This is a genomic window from Variovorax paradoxus, assembly GCF_030811855.1.
GTDB lineage: Bacteria > Pseudomonadota > Gammaproteobacteria > Burkholderiales > Burkholderiaceae_C > Variovorax > Variovorax paradoxus_L.
Genome location: NZ_JAUSRN010000003.1, coordinates 290,026 through 305,921 on the forward strand (window position 1 = coordinate 290,026; position 15,896 = coordinate 305,921).

At 63.5% G+C, this 15,896-nt stretch carries 16 protein-coding genes and 1 tRNA gene; 5 read left to right on the forward strand and 12 right to left on the reverse strand.

Translation table 11 applies throughout. The annotated features are described in order from the left end of the window. Nucleotides 1-37 precede the first annotated feature (37 nt). On the forward strand, nucleotides 38-1,984 hold the full coding sequence (locus J2X92_RS09325; protein ID WP_307575136.1) for an acyltransferase family protein: 1,947 nt from the start codon (nucleotides 38-40) through the stop codon (nucleotides 1,982-1,984). 12 nt (nucleotides 1,985-1,996) lie between these two features. On the opposite strand, the gene J2X92_RS09330 is transcribed toward J2X92_RS09325, so the two are convergent. The 10 genes from J2X92_RS09330 to J2X92_RS09375 all read right to left on the reverse strand — a co-directional run bounded on the left by J2X92_RS09330 (nucleotide 1,997) and on the right by J2X92_RS09375 (nucleotide 11,468). Further along, nucleotides 1,997-2,209, reverse strand: a complete 213-nt coding sequence (locus J2X92_RS09330) for a DNA gyrase inhibitor YacG (RefSeq protein WP_307575138.1) — start codon at nucleotides 2,207-2,209, stop codon at nucleotides 1,997-1,999. A 61-nt stretch (nucleotides 2,210-2,270) separates the two neighbouring features. After that, the gene (gene zapD / locus J2X92_RS09335; RefSeq protein WP_307575139.1) at nucleotides 2,271-3,023 is read right to left on the reverse strand and encodes a cell division protein ZapD; all 753 of its coding nucleotides are present in this window, start codon (nucleotides 3,021-3,023) and stop codon (nucleotides 2,271-2,273) included. 36 nt (nucleotides 3,024-3,059) lie between these two features. Further along, on the reverse strand, nucleotides 3,060-4,076 hold the full coding sequence (locus J2X92_RS09340) for a hypothetical protein (RefSeq protein ID WP_307575141.1): 1,017 nt from the start codon (nucleotides 4,074-4,076) through the stop codon (nucleotides 3,060-3,062). A 6-nt stretch (nucleotides 4,077-4,082) separates the two neighbouring features. After that, nucleotides 4,083-5,576, reverse strand: a complete 1,494-nt coding sequence (locus J2X92_RS09345; protein ID WP_307575143.1) for an MBOAT family O-acyltransferase — start codon at nucleotides 5,574-5,576, stop codon at nucleotides 4,083-4,085. 77 nt (nucleotides 5,577-5,653) lie between these two features. Next, nucleotides 5,654-6,259 carry a dephospho-CoA kinase gene (gene coaE / locus J2X92_RS09350; RefSeq protein ID WP_307575294.1) on the reverse strand — a complete coding sequence of 202 codons (606 nt, stop codon included), beginning with the start codon at nucleotides 6,257-6,259 and terminating at the stop codon, nucleotides 5,654-5,656. A 10-nt stretch (nucleotides 6,260-6,269) separates the two neighbouring features. Then, complete coding sequence (locus J2X92_RS09355) at nucleotides 6,270-7,235, reverse strand: prepilin peptidase (RefSeq protein ID WP_307575144.1); 966 nt, start codon at nucleotides 7,233-7,235, stop codon at nucleotides 6,270-6,272. Further along, nucleotides 7,235-8,464, reverse strand: coding sequence for a type II secretion system F family protein (locus tag J2X92_RS09360; protein ID WP_307575146.1), 1,230 nt, complete (start codon nucleotides 8,462-8,464; stop codon nucleotides 7,235-7,237). The genes J2X92_RS09355 and J2X92_RS09360 overlap by 1 nt, the downstream gene beginning before the upstream one ends. A 29-nt stretch (nucleotides 8,465-8,493) precedes the next feature. Then, nucleotides 8,494-10,233 (reverse strand): type IV-A pilus assembly ATPase PilB, encoded by a 1,740-nt coding sequence (gene pilB, locus J2X92_RS09365; RefSeq protein ID WP_307575148.1) that lies wholly within the window; start codon nucleotides 10,231-10,233, stop codon nucleotides 8,494-8,496. Between the two features lie 116 nt (nucleotides 10,234-10,349). Continuing rightward, a tRNA-Pro gene (locus tag J2X92_RS09370) sits at nucleotides 10,350-10,426 on the reverse strand. A 49-nt stretch (nucleotides 10,427-10,475) separates the two neighbouring features. Then, a complete protein-coding gene (locus tag J2X92_RS09375) occupies nucleotides 10,476-11,468 on the reverse strand; it encodes a polyprenyl synthetase family protein (RefSeq protein ID WP_055802822.1) in 993 nt (330 codons plus the stop codon). A 189-nt stretch (nucleotides 11,469-11,657) separates the two neighbouring features. Here J2X92_RS09375 and rplU point away from each other — a divergent pair, with 189 nt between their 5' ends. From rplU to proB, 4 genes are all read left to right on the forward strand, one after another. Continuing rightward, nucleotides 11,658-11,969 carry a 50S ribosomal protein L21 gene (gene rplU / locus J2X92_RS09380; protein WP_028259151.1) on the forward strand — a complete coding sequence of 104 codons (312 nt, stop codon included), beginning with the start codon at nucleotides 11,658-11,660 and terminating at the stop codon, nucleotides 11,967-11,969. 12 nt (nucleotides 11,970-11,981) lie between these two features. Continuing rightward, nucleotides 11,982-12,242, forward strand: coding sequence for a 50S ribosomal protein L27 (gene rpmA / locus J2X92_RS09385; protein WP_028259150.1), 261 nt, complete (start codon nucleotides 11,982-11,984; stop codon nucleotides 12,240-12,242). 70 nt (nucleotides 12,243-12,312) lie between these two features. Next, nucleotides 12,313-13,389: an Obg family GTPase CgtA gene (gene cgtA / locus J2X92_RS09390; RefSeq protein WP_055802823.1), complete on the forward strand. Its 1,077-nt coding sequence runs from the start codon at nucleotides 12,313-12,315 to the stop codon at nucleotides 13,387-13,389. A gap of 87 nt (nucleotides 13,390-13,476) precedes the next feature. Next, nucleotides 13,477-14,616 carry a glutamate 5-kinase gene (gene proB / locus J2X92_RS09395; protein ID WP_307575151.1) on the forward strand — a complete coding sequence of 380 codons (1,140 nt, stop codon included), beginning with the start codon at nucleotides 13,477-13,479 and terminating at the stop codon, nucleotides 14,614-14,616. Nucleotides 14,617-14,652: 36 nt separating this feature from the next. Here proB and J2X92_RS09400 read toward each other — a convergent pair whose 3' ends face one another. Together J2X92_RS09400 and J2X92_RS09405 are read right to left on the reverse strand one after the other, a co-directional pair. Beyond that, nucleotides 14,653-15,246, reverse strand: a complete 594-nt coding sequence (locus tag J2X92_RS09400; RefSeq protein WP_307575153.1) for a CNP1-like family protein — start codon at nucleotides 15,244-15,246, stop codon at nucleotides 14,653-14,655. After that, complete coding sequence (locus tag J2X92_RS09405) at nucleotides 15,194-15,862, reverse strand: RNA pyrophosphohydrolase (protein ID WP_055802827.1); 669 nt, start codon at nucleotides 15,860-15,862, stop codon at nucleotides 15,194-15,196. Before J2X92_RS09405 ends, J2X92_RS09400 begins: the two co-directional genes overlap by 53 nt. Nucleotides 15,863-15,896 lie beyond the last annotated feature (34 nt).

Here is a 15,896-nt window from a genome sequence, read left to right on the forward strand (position 1 = left end):
GCGCACGTTCTGCGAGCACCGCGGGCCTAGGCACGACATGCTGCATCCCAAGTACCGCGCCGACATCGACGGACTGCGTGCCGTGGCGGTGGCGTCGGTGCTGGCCTTCCATGCCTTTCCCGACGCGCTGCCAGGAGGCTTCATCGGGGTCGACATCTTCTTCGTGATCTCGGGCTTCCTGATCACGACGATCATCATGCAGAGCCACGCGGCGAGTGACTTCAGCTACCGCGATTTCTATGCACGGCGCATCCGGCGGATCTTTCCGGCGCTGACGCTGGTGCTGCTGGCCACGCTCGCCTTCGGCTGGTATGCGCTGCTGCCCAGGGAGTTCACCGAGCTCGGCAAGCAGGCGGCTGGCGGTGCCGCCTTCATTGCCAATTTCATCTTCTGGGGCGAGGCGGGCTATTTCGATACGGCCGCGGAGACCAAGCCGCTGCTGCACCTGTGGTCACTGGGCATCGAGGAGCAGTTCTATATTTTCTGGCCCATGTTGCTGGCACTGGCGTGGCGCCGGCGCTGGCCGGTCCTCCGGTTGCTCTGGGTGCTGGCGGTGGCTTCGTTTCTCGTCAACGTGCTGACGATCCATCCCTTTCGCACGGCGGCCTTCTACTCGCCCGCTTCGCGCTTCTGGGAACTGATGGTGGGCGGCATCCTGGCCTGCATGCGACTGCGGCCTGCCCTTCAGCCGGCTCTGGCTTGGCGTAGCCACCTGCAGTCGTGCGTGGGCGTGGGATTGATCGCGCTGGGTCTCGTAATGACTCGCAGCGACAAGGCGTTTCCCGGGTGGTGGGCGCTGCTGCCCACGCTGGGCGCGGCGAGCTGTATTGCGGCCGGCCCCTCGGGCGTGCTGAACAGGTATGTGCTCGCCAGCCGTCCAATGGTGTGGATCGGTCTCATCAGCTATCCGCTCTATCTCTGGCATTGGCCGTTGCTGGTCTACGCACGCATCGTGAATGAAGGCGAGCCATCGCCTTGGGTGCGCGGCGCCATGGTGCTGGCGAGCGTGGTGCTGGCTTGGCTCACGTATCGCTTCGTCGAGCGCTTCACCCGAGCGCGAGCGAATGTCGGCATGCTGCGCACGCTCGCCGGCGGCAGCATGGCGATCGCGGTCGCCGGGCTGCTGGCGCTGGGCGGCATGGCGCCGCGCAACGGCAGCGACCTGCTGCGCAAAGTGACCGACGCCACGGCGGACGACAACTATTACGCCGGCTTCGAGCAGCAGAAGCTCGGCGGCTTTCCGGTCAAGCGCGTAGGCAGTGGCGATCGCAAGGTCTTGCTGATCGGCGACAGCCATATCCAGCAATATGCGCCGCGCGCGATGGCGCTCGCACGCAGCGCGCCTGGCCGCATGGCAACGACCTATTTCTCGACCTACGGTGCGTGTCCGCCGGTACCTGGCATGGTGGCCGAGGGCAACCCCGGATGCGAGAAGGCGCGCCGCGAGATGCTGGCATTGGCCGTCGATCCGCAGATCGATGCGGTGGTGGTCGGAGCATGCTGGAACTGCTATTTCACCGGCGACTTTCCGCTTCCGTTCTATTTTCAGGACGGCGCCTCGGGTTATCTCGTGAACAACGGGGGTGCAGGCCTCGGGCCCTCGCTGGCATCGCTCGAAAAACTGCTGGTGCAACTGGGGCAGCACAAGAAGAAGGTCTACTTGTTGCTGGACAATGCGAGCGGCGCCGAGTTCGAGCCCCGGCGCCTCATCGAAGGCAGCCGCATGGGCAAGATGGTGGCACTGACGAGCACCCGCGTGGCGCCTCTGCCGCCGGATCAGGCGCGGCTCAACGACCAGCTGCGCGCGCTCGCGCTATCCACCGGCGCGGAACCCATCGACGTGATGGCAAGGCTGTGCGCGGAAGGGCAGTGCCTCCGGGCGACGCCCGACGATGCGCCGGCTTACAAGGACCGGGAGCATCTGCGTCCAGCGTATGTCCGCCAACACGCGGACTACCTGGACCGCGTGTTCTTGGCGCCGTAGCGCACGGCGCGCTTATTGGACCTTCTTCGGGTCGCCGAAGGGCTCGTCGTCGGCCGGCGTTTCTGCTGGCATGCGGAATTCCTCGCTTGCCCAGGCGCCGAAATCGATGCCCTTGCATCGCGCGCTGCAGAAGGGGCGAAAAGGATTGCGTTCGGAGTAGACGCTGTCTCCGCCACAAGCAGGGCAGCGGACGATCCGCTCGCCGATCTTGTTCACATCGCTCATTGGGTAGCCTCCTTGCTCCGCACTGCGGTGCGAGCCCCCTTCGGAACGGCCGGGCGAGGGCTCATGCGCAAAGGGTGAGTTCGAATGCCGCGTCGTCCGTGCTCGGGTGCAGCCGGTCGGCCTCGTGCCGCATCATCCGCACCGAAACCATGAGCCGGTTGCCGCTGATCTCGGGAATGAGTCCGAGCGCTGGATCGATGCGCAGCCGCAGCAGCTGGAAGCTGCGGCCTTGCGGCAGGTTTTGCTGGAAATGTCCGCCCGTGGCGATGACCTTGTACGGTACGTCGGCATCGCGCAGCAGCTTGAGCAGCAGGTAGATGGACTCGGCCAGCGGGGACAGCGTGGCAGACCACCGTTCGAGGTCGGCGCGGCGGCTTGCCGCACTGCGATGCTGCCAAGCGTAGTAGGCGGGCAGGTCGAATTCGCAGGTGCCGGCCGGAATGCCCGCGCGGCTGCGAATGCTCATGAGCCACTCGTTTTCGGTCAGGGCTTGGCCAGCCTTGCCGGCAACGCCATTGAGGGTTGCGAAGTTGCGCTCGAGCTGGCCAACCACCTGGTCGAGCACGGCCTCGGCAATGGCCGGATTGCCCCGGTAGCCGTTGAAGACGTTCTTGTGCTTGTCGAGATCGCGCATCACGTCGGCCTTGAGGTCGGCGCGCGCGGCAACGTCCATGATCTCGAAGATCGTGACCAGCGCGTAGTGATGCGAGAGCGCGGACTCCGAGGGCACCAGTTCCCCAAGGCGTCGGAAGAGGTGCTCCAGCCGCAGGTAGGTGCGGATGCGCTCGTTGAAAGGGTACTCGTAGAGGATCACGCGTTTGTGTCGGTTTCCTGTCGCGCCATCATAGCTTCAGGGCGATTTCGATGGGGGCGTGGGCAGCACTTCGCGCACGGCGGTAAGCATGCGTTCGCCCAGCGCGAGCTGGCCGTGCATGGACATGTGGGTGTCGTTGGAAAAATAGAAGTCGCGAATCTGCGTGTGCTTCTCGCGGGTGAAGGCGTAAAGGTCGGGTCCGAGGCCGGACGTGCGGAAGCCGGCTTCGAAATCCTTGGAGTAATCGGGCTTCAGGTACACGGTGGTCTTGTTGGGAATCACCATCCACATGATAGGAAGCTTGCTGTGCGCCTTTGTGAAATTCTTCATCCACTCCAGGTGCGCGGGAGTCAGCGGGCCATTGTCGTCATCTTCGGCGAAAAAGGGCATCTTGTCGCAGGAGCGATGGGAGAAGAGCTTGCAACCATCGGGCACCGGCCGAACCCACGTGTTCCAGTCGAAGTGAACGTCTGTTGCAGAATTTTTCGCTTTCCAGGTGTTGTAGTAGGTCGTGATCCCGGTCATGAATTGCACGTTCCAATTGGGAGCGGGGCTAGGCACCGTCTCATCGGGCGTGATCAGGGGGTGATCCATGGCATCGAAGGGCCGGACCATCTTCTGGCACTTCATGCTGTCCTTGGTGCGATCGCCCAACAGGCGCTCAACGCTCTCGATGATGATCAGCTTGCCCTTGAATCCGGTGCGCGCGATCCACTGGTCGAAATCGCCGCAGAGCGCGTTCTCATACTGGCCCCAATAGGTGGTCGAGACGCGGTAGCCGGCCTTGGCAAGTACCGACTGCCAGCGGAAGGTCATCGAAAAGCTGTCGCCGATCACCAGGATGTCAGCCTGGTCGACGGGCGTGCCCTTCAGCACGGCAGGGTCGACCTTGGGTGGCGGAGCGGTCCAACCGAATTCGCGTTCGGACAGGCGGCCGATCCGCGTGAGGTCGCCGTAAGGCACGGGGCTGGTGAGCGAAACGATCCACAGCACCATCAGGGCGATGTAGCCGATGAGGAAGAATCGCAGCCAGACTTTGGCGGGCGTCGTCATGTCGAATCAGAATTGGAAGTAGAGGAACGGGCTGTAGTTGCCCAGCTTCGAGACGCACCAGGCGAAGAGCGCGAAGGTGCCGATCGCGAGCACAGCCGAAGAGACCCACGCCATCACAGGCTGGCCGGCAACCGCTTTCGGATGGGGAATCCAGCGTTCGAGCGAGATCGTCGGAGGCAGCGCAAGGCAGATGATGATGCCCACCAGCATGGTCTGAAAGAACTCCGGCTTGCGGAACGGCACGGGGCCGAGTTCGCTGAAGGCCGACACCGGTGCGCCATGCATTCCGAGCATGCCCTTGTAGATGGCCATGGCCGTATGCACGCCGTCCGCGCGAAAGACGATCCAGGCCAGCACCACGCAAAGGAAGGTCAGCAGCCAACCCAGTACGTGGGCAATGCGGCCCGGCGTGGCGTTGCGGCGCACCCTGGCATTCCAGAGGTGGTTGATCATCAGGAACACGCCGTGCAGCGCGCCCCAGATCACGAAGGTCCATGCAGCGCCGTGCCAGAGCCCGCCGAGCAGCATCGTGAGAAACAGGTTCAGGTAGCGCCGCGCCGGGCCCTTGCGGTTGCCGCCCAGCGGCACGTAGAGATAGTCGCGCAGGAAGTTCGACAGCGAGATGTGCCAGCGCCGCCAGAATTCGATGATGTTGGTCGACTTGTAGGGTGAGCGGAAATTGAGCGGCAGCTGCACGCCCAGGCACAACGAGAGGCCCACAGCCATGTCCGAATAGCCCGAGAAGTCGAAATAGATCTGCAGCGTATAGGCCAGCGCGCCGAACCACGAGGTGTAGAGCGTGGGCTCGATGCCCTTGTGCACGCCGTTGAACATCATGTCGGCGTACTGCCCCATGGGGTCGGCAATCAGCAGCTTCTTGGCAAGCCCGAAGGTGAAGATCGCCACGCCGAGCGCCACTTTGTTGGGGTCCAGCCGGTAGGTGGCCGGGTTCGCGAACTGCGGCATCATTTGCGCGTGATGCAGCACCGGACCTGCGATCAAGTGCGGAAAGTAGGTGACGAACAGCACGTAGTGGATGAAGCTTCGTTCATGCACTTTGCCCTGCCAGCAGTCGACTAGGAAGGCGATCTGCGTGAAGGTGTAAAACGAGATGCCGATCGGCAGCACGATGTGCAGCAGCGGGATCTGCGACAGACCAGCCGACGCCAGGCCTTCGTTCACGTTCGAGACGAAGAAGTTGGCGTACTTGAAGATCGCGAGCACGCCGAGGTTGACGACCAGCGCCAGCACCAGCAGTGACTTCCGCTTGCGGTCGTCGCGGCCGGGCGCGGGCGAAAGATGCAAGCCGAACCAATAGTTGATGCAGATGGACGCCACCAGGAGCGGCAGCGCCTTGACGCTCCACCAGCCGTAGAAGAACAGCGAAGCCAGGGCCAGAAAGCCAGCTGCGGATCGGGCGTTGCGCTTGCCGATCAGGAAGAAACCGATCAGGACCAGCGGAAAAAAGACAAAAATAAAGGGATACGAATTGAAAAGCATCGCGGGAGGGAGGGCACTCCGGCGAGCGCCTTTTTTGTCTTGGTCGTTATGCGGCCGCTGCGGCGGCAAGTCTCGGATTATCGCGTGCCGGGCGGAACCCACCGCTTCCAGAGACTCCGCACCGCGGCACCGAGTTCCTCCAGCGAGATCGACTCGTTGAAAATGACCGCATCCGCGGCGGCTCGGCGCAACTTGCGCGCGGCCTGCTGGGCGATCACCGCGCGCACGGCTTCGTCGGTCCAACCGGAGCGCGCCATGACGCGCCGCAACTGCGTTTCCTCGCTGGCATCGACCACGAGCACCCTGTCCACCATGGCTCGCCAGCGGCCGGATTCGACCAGCAGCGGGACGTCGAAGACCACCACGGCGTCCGGCCCCGCGGCCGTCGCCAAGCGCTCGGTCTCGACACCGATCAACGGGTGCAGGATCGATTCGAGGCGTTTCCTCGCGCTGTTGTCGGCAAACACGAGTTGCCGCATGCCTGCGCGGTCAAGCCCGCCATCGGGCGCAATGACCGACCGGCCGAAAGCAGCCTCGATGGCAGGCATTGCAAGGCCGCCGGGCTGTGCGATGCGGCGCGCGATGGCGTCGGTATCGACCAGCATCGCACCTTCTGCAACCAGCAAGGCGGCGACGGTGCTCTTGCCGCTGCCGATGCCTCCCGTCAAGCCGACGCGCCGCATCACCGACTCTTCAACGGGCGAATGCGCCAAGCGGAAACGCGAAGGGAATCCATTGCCGCACGAGTTCGGGACCCGCCACAAGGCAGACCAGGCCCGCACCGGCTAGGAAGGGACCGAAGGCCATGGGAATGTCCTTGTGCGCCAGCTTGCCGACGAAGCGCAGTGAGAGGCCGATCACTGCGCCCACCAGTGATGAGACGAGGATGATGGCAATGAGGTAATCGGCCCCCAGCCATGCGCCCAGCGCCGCGAGCAGTTTGAAGTCGCCATGCCCCATGCCTTCCTTGCCTGTGACCAGGCGATAGCCATGGTACACAAGCCAGAGGCTCAGGTAGCCGAACACTGCGCCCCAGACGGCCGAACTCAGCGCAATACCGGTCCAGCCCATGGCCGCGCCAATGAGGCCCAGCCACAGCAGCGGGTAGTTCAGCGCATCGGGCAGGAACTGGGTGTCGAAATCGATCAGAAATTGGCAGACCAGCAGCGCCGCAAAGGCGGCCCAGAGCGCGCCGGCGGGCGTGAGGCCGAAGCGGTAGGCGCAAAGGGCGAAGAGCGCCCCGGTGATCAGTTCGACCAGCGGATAGCGCGGGCTGATCGGCGTCTTGCAGGCGGCGCAGCGGCCCCGCAAAACGAGGTAGCTCAACACCGGAATGTTCTCGTACCAGCGGATCTTGTGCCCGCACGATCCGCAGCGCGAAGCCGGACGGGACAGGTCGAAGGGAGGCAGGCCCTCGATCTCCAGCGCTGCCTTGTCGGCCGCGGCTTCGAGACCGGCGGGCGGCGCCGCCTTCGGGCCGAACACCAGCGACCACAGCGATGGGACGTCCTTGGACGACATCAGGTTGGCCACCGCATCGGCGAGCCACTCCCGGTACATCATCACCGGCGTGCGGTAGATCACCACATTGAGAAAACTGCCGACCAGCAACCCGAGGACGCCCGCAAACGCGGCGTCGATCTCCTGCGAAACCAACATCAAACGACTTGGCCCAGCTTGAAGATGGGCAGGTACATCGACACCACGATGCCGCCGATGATCGTGCCAAGGAACACGATGATGATGGGTTCCATCAGGCTCGAGAGGCCCGCTACCATGTCGTCCACTTCGGATTCATAGAAGTCCGCGGCCTTGCCGAGCATGTGGTCGATGGAACCGGATTCCTCGCCGATGGCCGTCATCTGGATCACCATCGACGGGAACAGGTTCACGTTGGTCATGGCCGAGGTGAGGCTGGTGCCGGTCGAAACCTCCTGCTGGATCTTGGCCGTGGCATCGCTGTACACCGTGTTGCCCGAGGCACCGCCCACCGAGTCGAGCGCTTCGACCAGCGGAACGCCGGCGGCAAACATGGTGGCAAGCGTGCGGGTCCAGCGGGCCACGCACGATTTTTCGATCAAGGTGCCGAAGATCGGCACGCGCAGCAGCGCGCGATCCATGACCCGCTGCACGCGTTCGTTGCGCTTCCAGGCCTGCAGGAAAAAGTAAGTGCCGCCGCCGATGACGCCGAAGATCAGCCACCAGTAGGAGACGAAGAATTCGCTCATGGCCATCACGAACAGCGTTGGCGCGGGCAGGTCGGCGCCGAAGGACGTGAACACCTCCTTGAACGCCGGAATCACGAAGATCATGATGATGGCGACCACCACGAACGCCACCACGACCACGGAAGTCGGATACATCAGCGCCGACTTGATCTTGGACTTGATCGCCTCGGTCTTTTCCATGTAGGTGGCCAAGCGGTCCAGCAGGTCTTCCAGGATACCGGCGGCCTCGCCAGCTTCAACCAAGTTGCAATAGAGATTGTCGAAGTACTTCGGAAACTTGCGGAACGCGGCCGAGAGCGAGGTTCCGGTCTCCACGTCGCTGCGGATGTCGTTCAGCAGCTTGGCAACGCTTGCGTTCGCATTGCCCCGGCCGACGATGTCGAACGACTGCAAAAGCGGCACGCCGGCCTTCATCATCGTCGCCAGCTGGCGGGTGAAGATTGCAATGTCCTTGGGCTTGATTGCCTTGCCCGAGCGCATGCGGCGCTTCTTGATCTTGGAGGCGAGAACCCCCTGGCGCCGCAAGGCGGCCTGCACCTGGTTTTCGCCGGCGGCCCGGAGCTCGCCGCGCACCAGCTTGCCGTTGCGGTCCTTGCCCTCCCACTCGTAGACAAATTCCTTGAGCGTGCTTGAGGTGCGGGTGGATGCCACTGTTGCCATTCGATCTCCGATTTCTTGCAGTGTGTTCGTTATTCGTTGGTGACCGCCACCACTTCTTCGAGTGAGGTGAGCCCTTGCATGACTTTTCTGAGCCCGGATTGCCGAAGCGAGCGGACGCCCTCGGCCTCGGACTGGCGAGCGATGTCCAGCGCGCTGCCGTCGCGCAGGATGATGGCTTGGATGGCTTCGGAGATCGGCATCACCTGGTAGATGCCGACCCGCCCCTTGTAGCCGCCGTTGCACACCGAGCAGCCGACAGGGCGATAGGGCTTCCAGGAGCCATCGATTTCTGCTTCCTTGAAACCCGCGTCGAGCAAGGCCTGGCGCGGCACGTCGGCCGGCGCGCGGCATATGTGGCACAGGCGGCGGGCGAGCCGCTGCGCAGTGATCAGGATGACGCTCGAAGCGATGTTGAACGGGGCGATGCCCATGTTCCGCATGCGCGTGAGCGTCGTCGGCGCGTCATTGGTGTGCAGCGTCGACAGCACCAGGTGGCCCGTTTGCGCGGCCTTGATCGAGATGTCGGCGGTTTCGAGGTCCCGGATTTCGCCGACCATGATGATGTCGGGATCCTGCCGGAGGAAAGCGCGCAGCGCGGCGGCAAAGGTAAGGCCAGCGCGCTCGTTCACGTTGACTTGGTTCACGCCCGGCAGGTTGATTTCGGACGGATCTTCCGCCGTGGCGATATTGACGCCGGGCTGGTTCAGCAGATTCAGGCAGGTGTAAAGCGACACCGTCTTGCCGGAACCCGTAGGGCCGGTTACCAGCACCATGCCGTATGGCCGGCCGATCGCGTTCAGCAGCCGCTCCTTTTCATCGGCGTCGTAGCCGAGCGCGTCGATGCCCAGGCGTGCGCTGCTCGGGTCGAGAATACGGATCACGATCTTTTCGCCGAAGAGCGTGGGGAGGGTGCTCACGCGAAAGTCGATCACGCGGTCTGCGCCGATCTTGAGCTTCATGCGGCCGTCTTGCGGCACGCGCTTCTCGGAGATGTCGAGCCGCGAGATCACCTTGATCCGCGACGCCAGCTTGTCCTTGATCAGCGTGGGCGGGCTGGCGATTTCGCGCAGCTCGCCGTCGATGCGAAAGCGCACGCGGTAGTTGTGCTCGTAGGGCTCGAAGTGGATGTCGGAGGCCCGCATGCTGACGCCGTCGAGCAGCATCTTGTGCAGGAACCGGACGACCGGGGCATCCTCGACCTCGGCGATGGCCGCCTGTTCGTTGGCATCGCCCGACGTATCGGCCGTGACGTCGTCGAACTCGAAGTCCCCGCCGCCGACGATGTTGTTGAGTGTTTCCGACGCGGTGACCGCGGCGGCTTCGATCATGCGCGACAGCTTGTCGTATTCCGCGATGACCCAGTCCACGCCCATCTGGGAGGCGAACTTGATCTTCTCCACGGCCTGCTGGTCCGAGGGATCGGCTGTTGCAACAATGAGGCGGTTGTTGCGCTTGCTGAGCACAACGATGCGGTACGCCTGACACAGCTTCGGGTCGAGCAGGTCTTTCGGCAGGCGCTGATGGTCGATGGCGTCCAGGTCGAGCAGCGGGGCGCCGAACGCGGAAGAAAGGGTGTGAGCCAGGTCTGCGGCCGAGACGGCTCCGCTGCCGGTCAGCTCGGCAATGAAGCTGGTGCGCCCGTTGAGCGACTTCTGATAGATGTCTTCCGCCGTCTTCGCCGGAAGCTTGCCGGCAGAAACTAGCGCGCGCGCAAGGCCCGGAAGAGCGATTTGCGTGTTTTCTTTAACAGGAAGTTCGGCAGCAGCCATTCAGCGGAATTGCAAAAGATGTGAAAAAGTGCTTCACGATCATCGCTGAACGCCCTCGCCGTGTAAATCGCTACGTAGCAACAGGCATGGGCATTATTGGTGCCAGCCGAAAAGACTGGTCGGGGTGAGAGGATTCGAACCTCCGGCCTCTACGTCCCGAACGTAGCGCTCTACCAGGCTAAGCTACACCCCGATTGGTTGCAGAAAAGAGAAAGTCGTCCTTGCCAACTCTTGTGAGGTGTTCAGGCACGTCGCTCAAGCAACTGAGCCGCCAATTGTAGCAAACCGTCGGCGTGCAAATTGGACGGGAAGTCGCGCAACGCATGAATCGCACGTTTTGCTTCGTCGGCCGCGGCGGCTCGCGAAGCTTCCAAAGCGCCCGTGCTGTGGACGATCTCGACGATCTTGCCCAGCTGAGCGGTGTCGCCGGCCTCGATGGCCGCGCGAACCAACGCGCCCTGGGCGGGGCTGCCGCGCCGCATCGCGAAGATCAGCGGCAACGTCGTCTTGCCTTCGCGCAGGTCGTCGCCAACGTTCTTTCCCGTTTCGTGAGCATCCCCGGCGTAATCGAGCACGTCGTCGATGACCTGGAACGCCGTTCCAAGGGCTTGGCCATAGGTAGCGCAGGCTTCCTCGACCTCGGGCGTGGCTCCCGCCAGCACCGCGGCCAGCCGCGTGCTGGCTTCGAAAAGCTTGGCGGTCTTGGAGCGGATCACGCGCAGGTACGCCGCTTCGTCCAGCGACGCGTCGTGCATGTTCATGAGCTGCAGCACCTCGCCTTCGGCGATCACATTGGTCGCCTCGGCCAGAATTTGCATGATGCGCATGTTGTTTGCATCCAACATCATCTGGAAAGCGCGCGAATAGAGGAAGTCGCCGACAAGCACGCTGGCGGGGTTGCCGAACGATTCATTGGCCGTCGGGCGTCCGCGGCGCAGGGTCGACTCGTCGACGACGTCGTCGTGCAGCAGGGTGGCCGTGTGGATGAACTCCACCACCGCCGCCAGGTTGAAGCGCTGCTCGCCCGTGTATCCGAGCGCCCCCGACATGAGGAGCAGCAACGCCGGCCGCAGGCGTTTGCCGCCGGCGGAAATGATGTACTTGGAAACCTGGCTGACCAGGGGCACGCCCGTATCGAGGCGCCGCGCAATCACACGGTCGACTTCGACCATGTCGCCGGCGATCAAATCCAGCACGGTGGCGGTGGGGGAGGTATCGGCGGCGTGAACTGGCAAAGCGTTTGCGCGCGGCGCGTCTGAATGCGAAGGTGGCAGCGGCACAAGGCCGGAAGGCGCAGATTATAGGTAGGAGCGCGTGCGGTCCTGGCGCGCTTCGCGCCTAAACCATGTTAGCGTGCGCAAACCGTGCTAGAATCTTGGGCTCTGCGGAATTCGCCGCGGAGCTCATATTCCCAAGAGGTTCACATGTACGCGGTCATAAAAACCGGCGGCAAGCAGTATCGCGTTGCTTCCGGCGAAAAAATTAAAGTAGAACAGATTGCTGCGGATGTAGGCCAGGAAATCGTGATCGATCAGGTTCTCGCAGTCGGCAACGGCAGCGAAATCAAGGTTGGTACGCCCCTGGTATCCGGCGCAACGGTGACAGTCACGGTACTGTCGCACGGCAAGCACGACAAGGTTCGCATCTTCAAGATGCGCCGTCGCAAGCACTATCAGAAACGTCAAGGCCATCGCCAGCAGTTCACCGAACTGCAAATCGGCGCGATCGCCGGCTAAGGAGCAGATTCCATGGCACAGAAAAAAGGCGGCGGCTCAACGCGAAACGGGCGCGATTCCAAGCCCAAGATGCTCGGCGTGAAAGCGTTTGGCGGTGAACTGATCAGCGCAGGCTCGATCATCGTGCGCCAGCGCGGCACCCAGTTCCACCCCGGCGTGAACGTCGGCGTGGGCAAGGACCACACGCTGTTTGCACTGGTTGACGGCCATGTGTCGTTCGGCGTCAAGGGCGCACTGAACAAGCACATGGTCAACGTGACCCCCGCGGCATAAGCCCAGGTCACTTCGATCAGCTCGAAGCCCCGCTTTGCCGGGGCTTCTTCATTTGTACACTGGATACCCCATGAAGTTCGTCGACGAAGCCTTCATCGACATCGCCGCAGGCGATGGCGGCAACGGCTGCGTGTCGTTCCGTCATGAAAAATACAAGGAATTCGGCGGCCCCAACGGTGGTGACGGCGGCCGCGGCGGCCACGTCTACGCGGTAGCCGATTCCAACCTCAACACGCTGGTCGACTTTCGCTATTCGCGCCGCCACGAGGCCAGACGCGGCGAGCACGGCATGGGCTCCGACATGTTCGGCGCAGCGGGCGACGACATCGTGTTGAAGATGCCGGTCGGCACCATCATTTCCGACGCCGAGACGGGCGAGGTGCTGTACGAGCTGCTGAAGGAAGGCGAGGTCGTTACCATCGCCAAGGGGGGTGACGGCGGCTTCGGCAACATGCGCTTCAAGAGCGCCATCAATCGCGCCCCGCGCCAGAAGACCCCCGGTTGGCCCGGCGAGAAGAAGAGCCTCAAGCTCGAACTCAAGGTGCTCGCCGACGTTGGCCTGCTGGGCATGCCCAACGCGGGCAAGTCGACCCTGATCAGCGCCATTTCGAATGCGCGCCCTCGCATCGCCGACTACCCTTTCACCACGCTGCATCCGAATCTCGGAGTAGTGCGCGTCGGCCCGGAGCAGAGTTTCGTGGTGGCGGACCTTCCCGGCCTGATCGAAGGCGCTTCGGAAGGTGCCGGCCTCGGCCACCTGTTCCTGCGCCACCTGCAGCGCACGCGCCTGCTGCTGCACGTGATCGACATGGCACCCTTTGACGATGCCGTCGATCCGGTGGCACAGGCAAAGGCCATCGTCGGCGAGCTGAAAAAGTACGACACCGCGCTCTACGAGAAGCCGCGCTGGCTCGTGCTCAACAAGCTAGACATGGTGCCCGGCGACGAACGCGCGGCACGCATCAAGGACTTCGTGAAGCGCATGCGCTTCAAGGGGCCGGTGTTCGAAATCTCCGCGCTCACGCGTGAAGGCTGCGAGCACCTGGTGCAGGCGGTCTACCAGCACATCAAAGCGCAGCAGGTGGCCGAGCAGGTGCCGGTCGAAGTCGATCCGCGCTTTGCCGAATTGCCCCCCGATCCAAACTGAGACCGCAGCGCATCGGCGCCCGATGCGCCGCTTCCACAGACAGCAGCCGCACACGCAGTATTCACGACACGACCGCCAGAGCCTTCAATGACCTCGAATTCCGGATCCACTGCCTTGCGGGACGCCCGCCGAATCGTCGTCAAGGTGGGCTCCAGCCTCGTGACCAATGACGGGCGCGGCCTCGACGAGGGCGCAATCGGCGAGTGGTGCCGGCAGCTTGCGGTGCTGGTGCGCGACGGCCGCGAGGTTGTGATGGTGTCGAGCGGCGCCATTGCCGAAGGCATGAAGCGGCTCGGCTGGCGCACCCGGCCGCACGAGGTCCATGAACTCCAGGCCGCTGCCGCCGTCGGGCAGATGGGCTTGGCCCAGATGTACGAAACCAAATTGCGCGAGAACGAGATCGGCAGCGCCCAGGTGCTGCTGACCCATGCCGACCTGGCCGACCGCGAGCGCTATCTCAATGCGCGCTCGACCCTTGTGACCTTGCTCGGCCTGCGCGTGGTGCCGGTCATCAACGAGAACGACACCGTCGTCAACGACGAGATCAAGTTCGGCGACAACGACACGCTGGGCGCGCTCGTGGCCAACTTGGTCGAGGCTGACGCGCTGATCATCCTCACGGACCAGAAGGGCCTCTACACGGCCGACCCGCGCAAGGACCCGGACGCAAAGTTCGTGCACGAGGCGGCCGCCGGCGACCCGGCGCTCGAAGCCATGGCGGGCGGCGCAGGTTCCAGCATTGGACGCGGCGGCATGATCACCAAAATCCTTGCGGCCAAGCGTGCGGCCGGGTCGGGTGCCTCCACCGTGATTGCCTGGGGACGCGAGCCTGATGCCCTGCTGCGCCTCACGCGCGGCGAACCCATCGGCACCTTGCTGGTGGCGCAGACGGCCAAGCACCAGGCGCGCAAGCGCTGGATGGCCGACCACCTGCAATTGCGCGGCGCTGTCACGGTCGATGCCGGGGCCGCGGCCAAGGTGCGTGCCGAGGGCAAGAGCCTGCTGCCCATCGGCATGACCAGCGTGTCGGGCGAGTTCTCGCGTGGCGATGTGATCGCGGTGCGCGACGTCGATGGCGTCGAGCTGGCCCGCGGCCTTGCCAATTACTCGAGTGTCGAGGCCCGTCTGCTGTGCCGCAAGCCTTCGAGCGAGTTCGAGCGTCTGCTGGGCTACGTGGCGGAACCGGAGATGGTCCACCGCGACAACATGGTGCTGATGCCCGGCTGATAAGGAAACGGGGCCCATGGCCCCGTTCTTCTTGGTTCACTGCACTTCGCGAACCGGATTGCGCAGGTTCTGGACCATGTCCCCAACCGATTTGCGCGGCGCATTGCCGCGGCACAGTGCCTGGGTCGACAGCGCCTTGGCGTAGCGCGAGTTCAGGTCGTTGATGCGCTTCCACTCCGGCGTTTTCGTTTCCTGCCAGGTGCCGTTGTTGTAGCGCGCATAGCTCTTCATCTCGCCAGTCGAGCAGCGCACACCTTCATAGAACGCGTTGACGCCGCCGCCGTTGCGGTTCTGCGCCACCACCACGTAGCGCACGATGCCGTCCTTGGTGATTGCGATCGTGTTCGGATCGATGCCGAACTTCAGGCTCATGTACGGAGGCATTTCGATCGGCAGCAGACGGCTTTCGCTGAAAGCAGGCGGCGGCGGTGCCACGGTTTCTTCCCATTCGGCGTCCGCCTCGGAGCGCTTGGGCGGCGGCGGCATGCCCGATTGCGCCCAGTCCGGGTTGTCGGTGTCGTGATTGCCCGATGCGCAGCCGGCAAGAATGCCGAAGCACGCGAGAAGAAGGATGCGCTCAGCGCTGCGACGGAAAGAAGGGCGTTTTGTTGGGGGGAAGAGAGGGTTCATCGCTCGCGGAATGGATGTCGGGATGCGGGTCGAAACTGCCGCCGGGCGGCAGGTCCAGGCCCGCGGGTGCGCCGCCATCTGGCGTGTGGCGCTCGAATTCACGGGCGCGCACGTTGCTGCGCAAAAAGCGGTTGCGGAAATCCTGCCGCGGCAGGTAGCGAGCAAGCTCGGTCAGCGCCATTTCATAGACGCCGCGCTTGAACTCGACGACTACGTCGAGCGGCACCCAGTAGTCGTGCCAGCGCCAAGCGTCGAATTCAGGATGGTCTGTGGCACGCAGGTTCAGATCCCAGTCGTGGCCGATGAGTTGCAGCAAATACCAGATTTGTTTCTGGCCCTTGTAGTGGCCCCGTGCGTCACGGCGGATGAACCGATCCGGCACCTCGTAGCGCAACCAGTCGCGGGTACGGGCCACGATGCGCACGTGCTCCGGATGGAGCCCCACTTCCTCATGCAGCTCCCGGAACATGGCCTGTTCCGGACTTTCGCCGCGGTCTATGCCGCCTTGCGGAAACTGCCAGGAATGCGTGCGTATGCGTTTGCCCCAGAAAACCTGGTTTCTCTGGTTGAGCAGGATGATGCCGACGTTGGGCCTGAAGCCGTCCCGGTCGAGCATAATCAAACCCCAATTTTTGAACTGAGTCGATTAT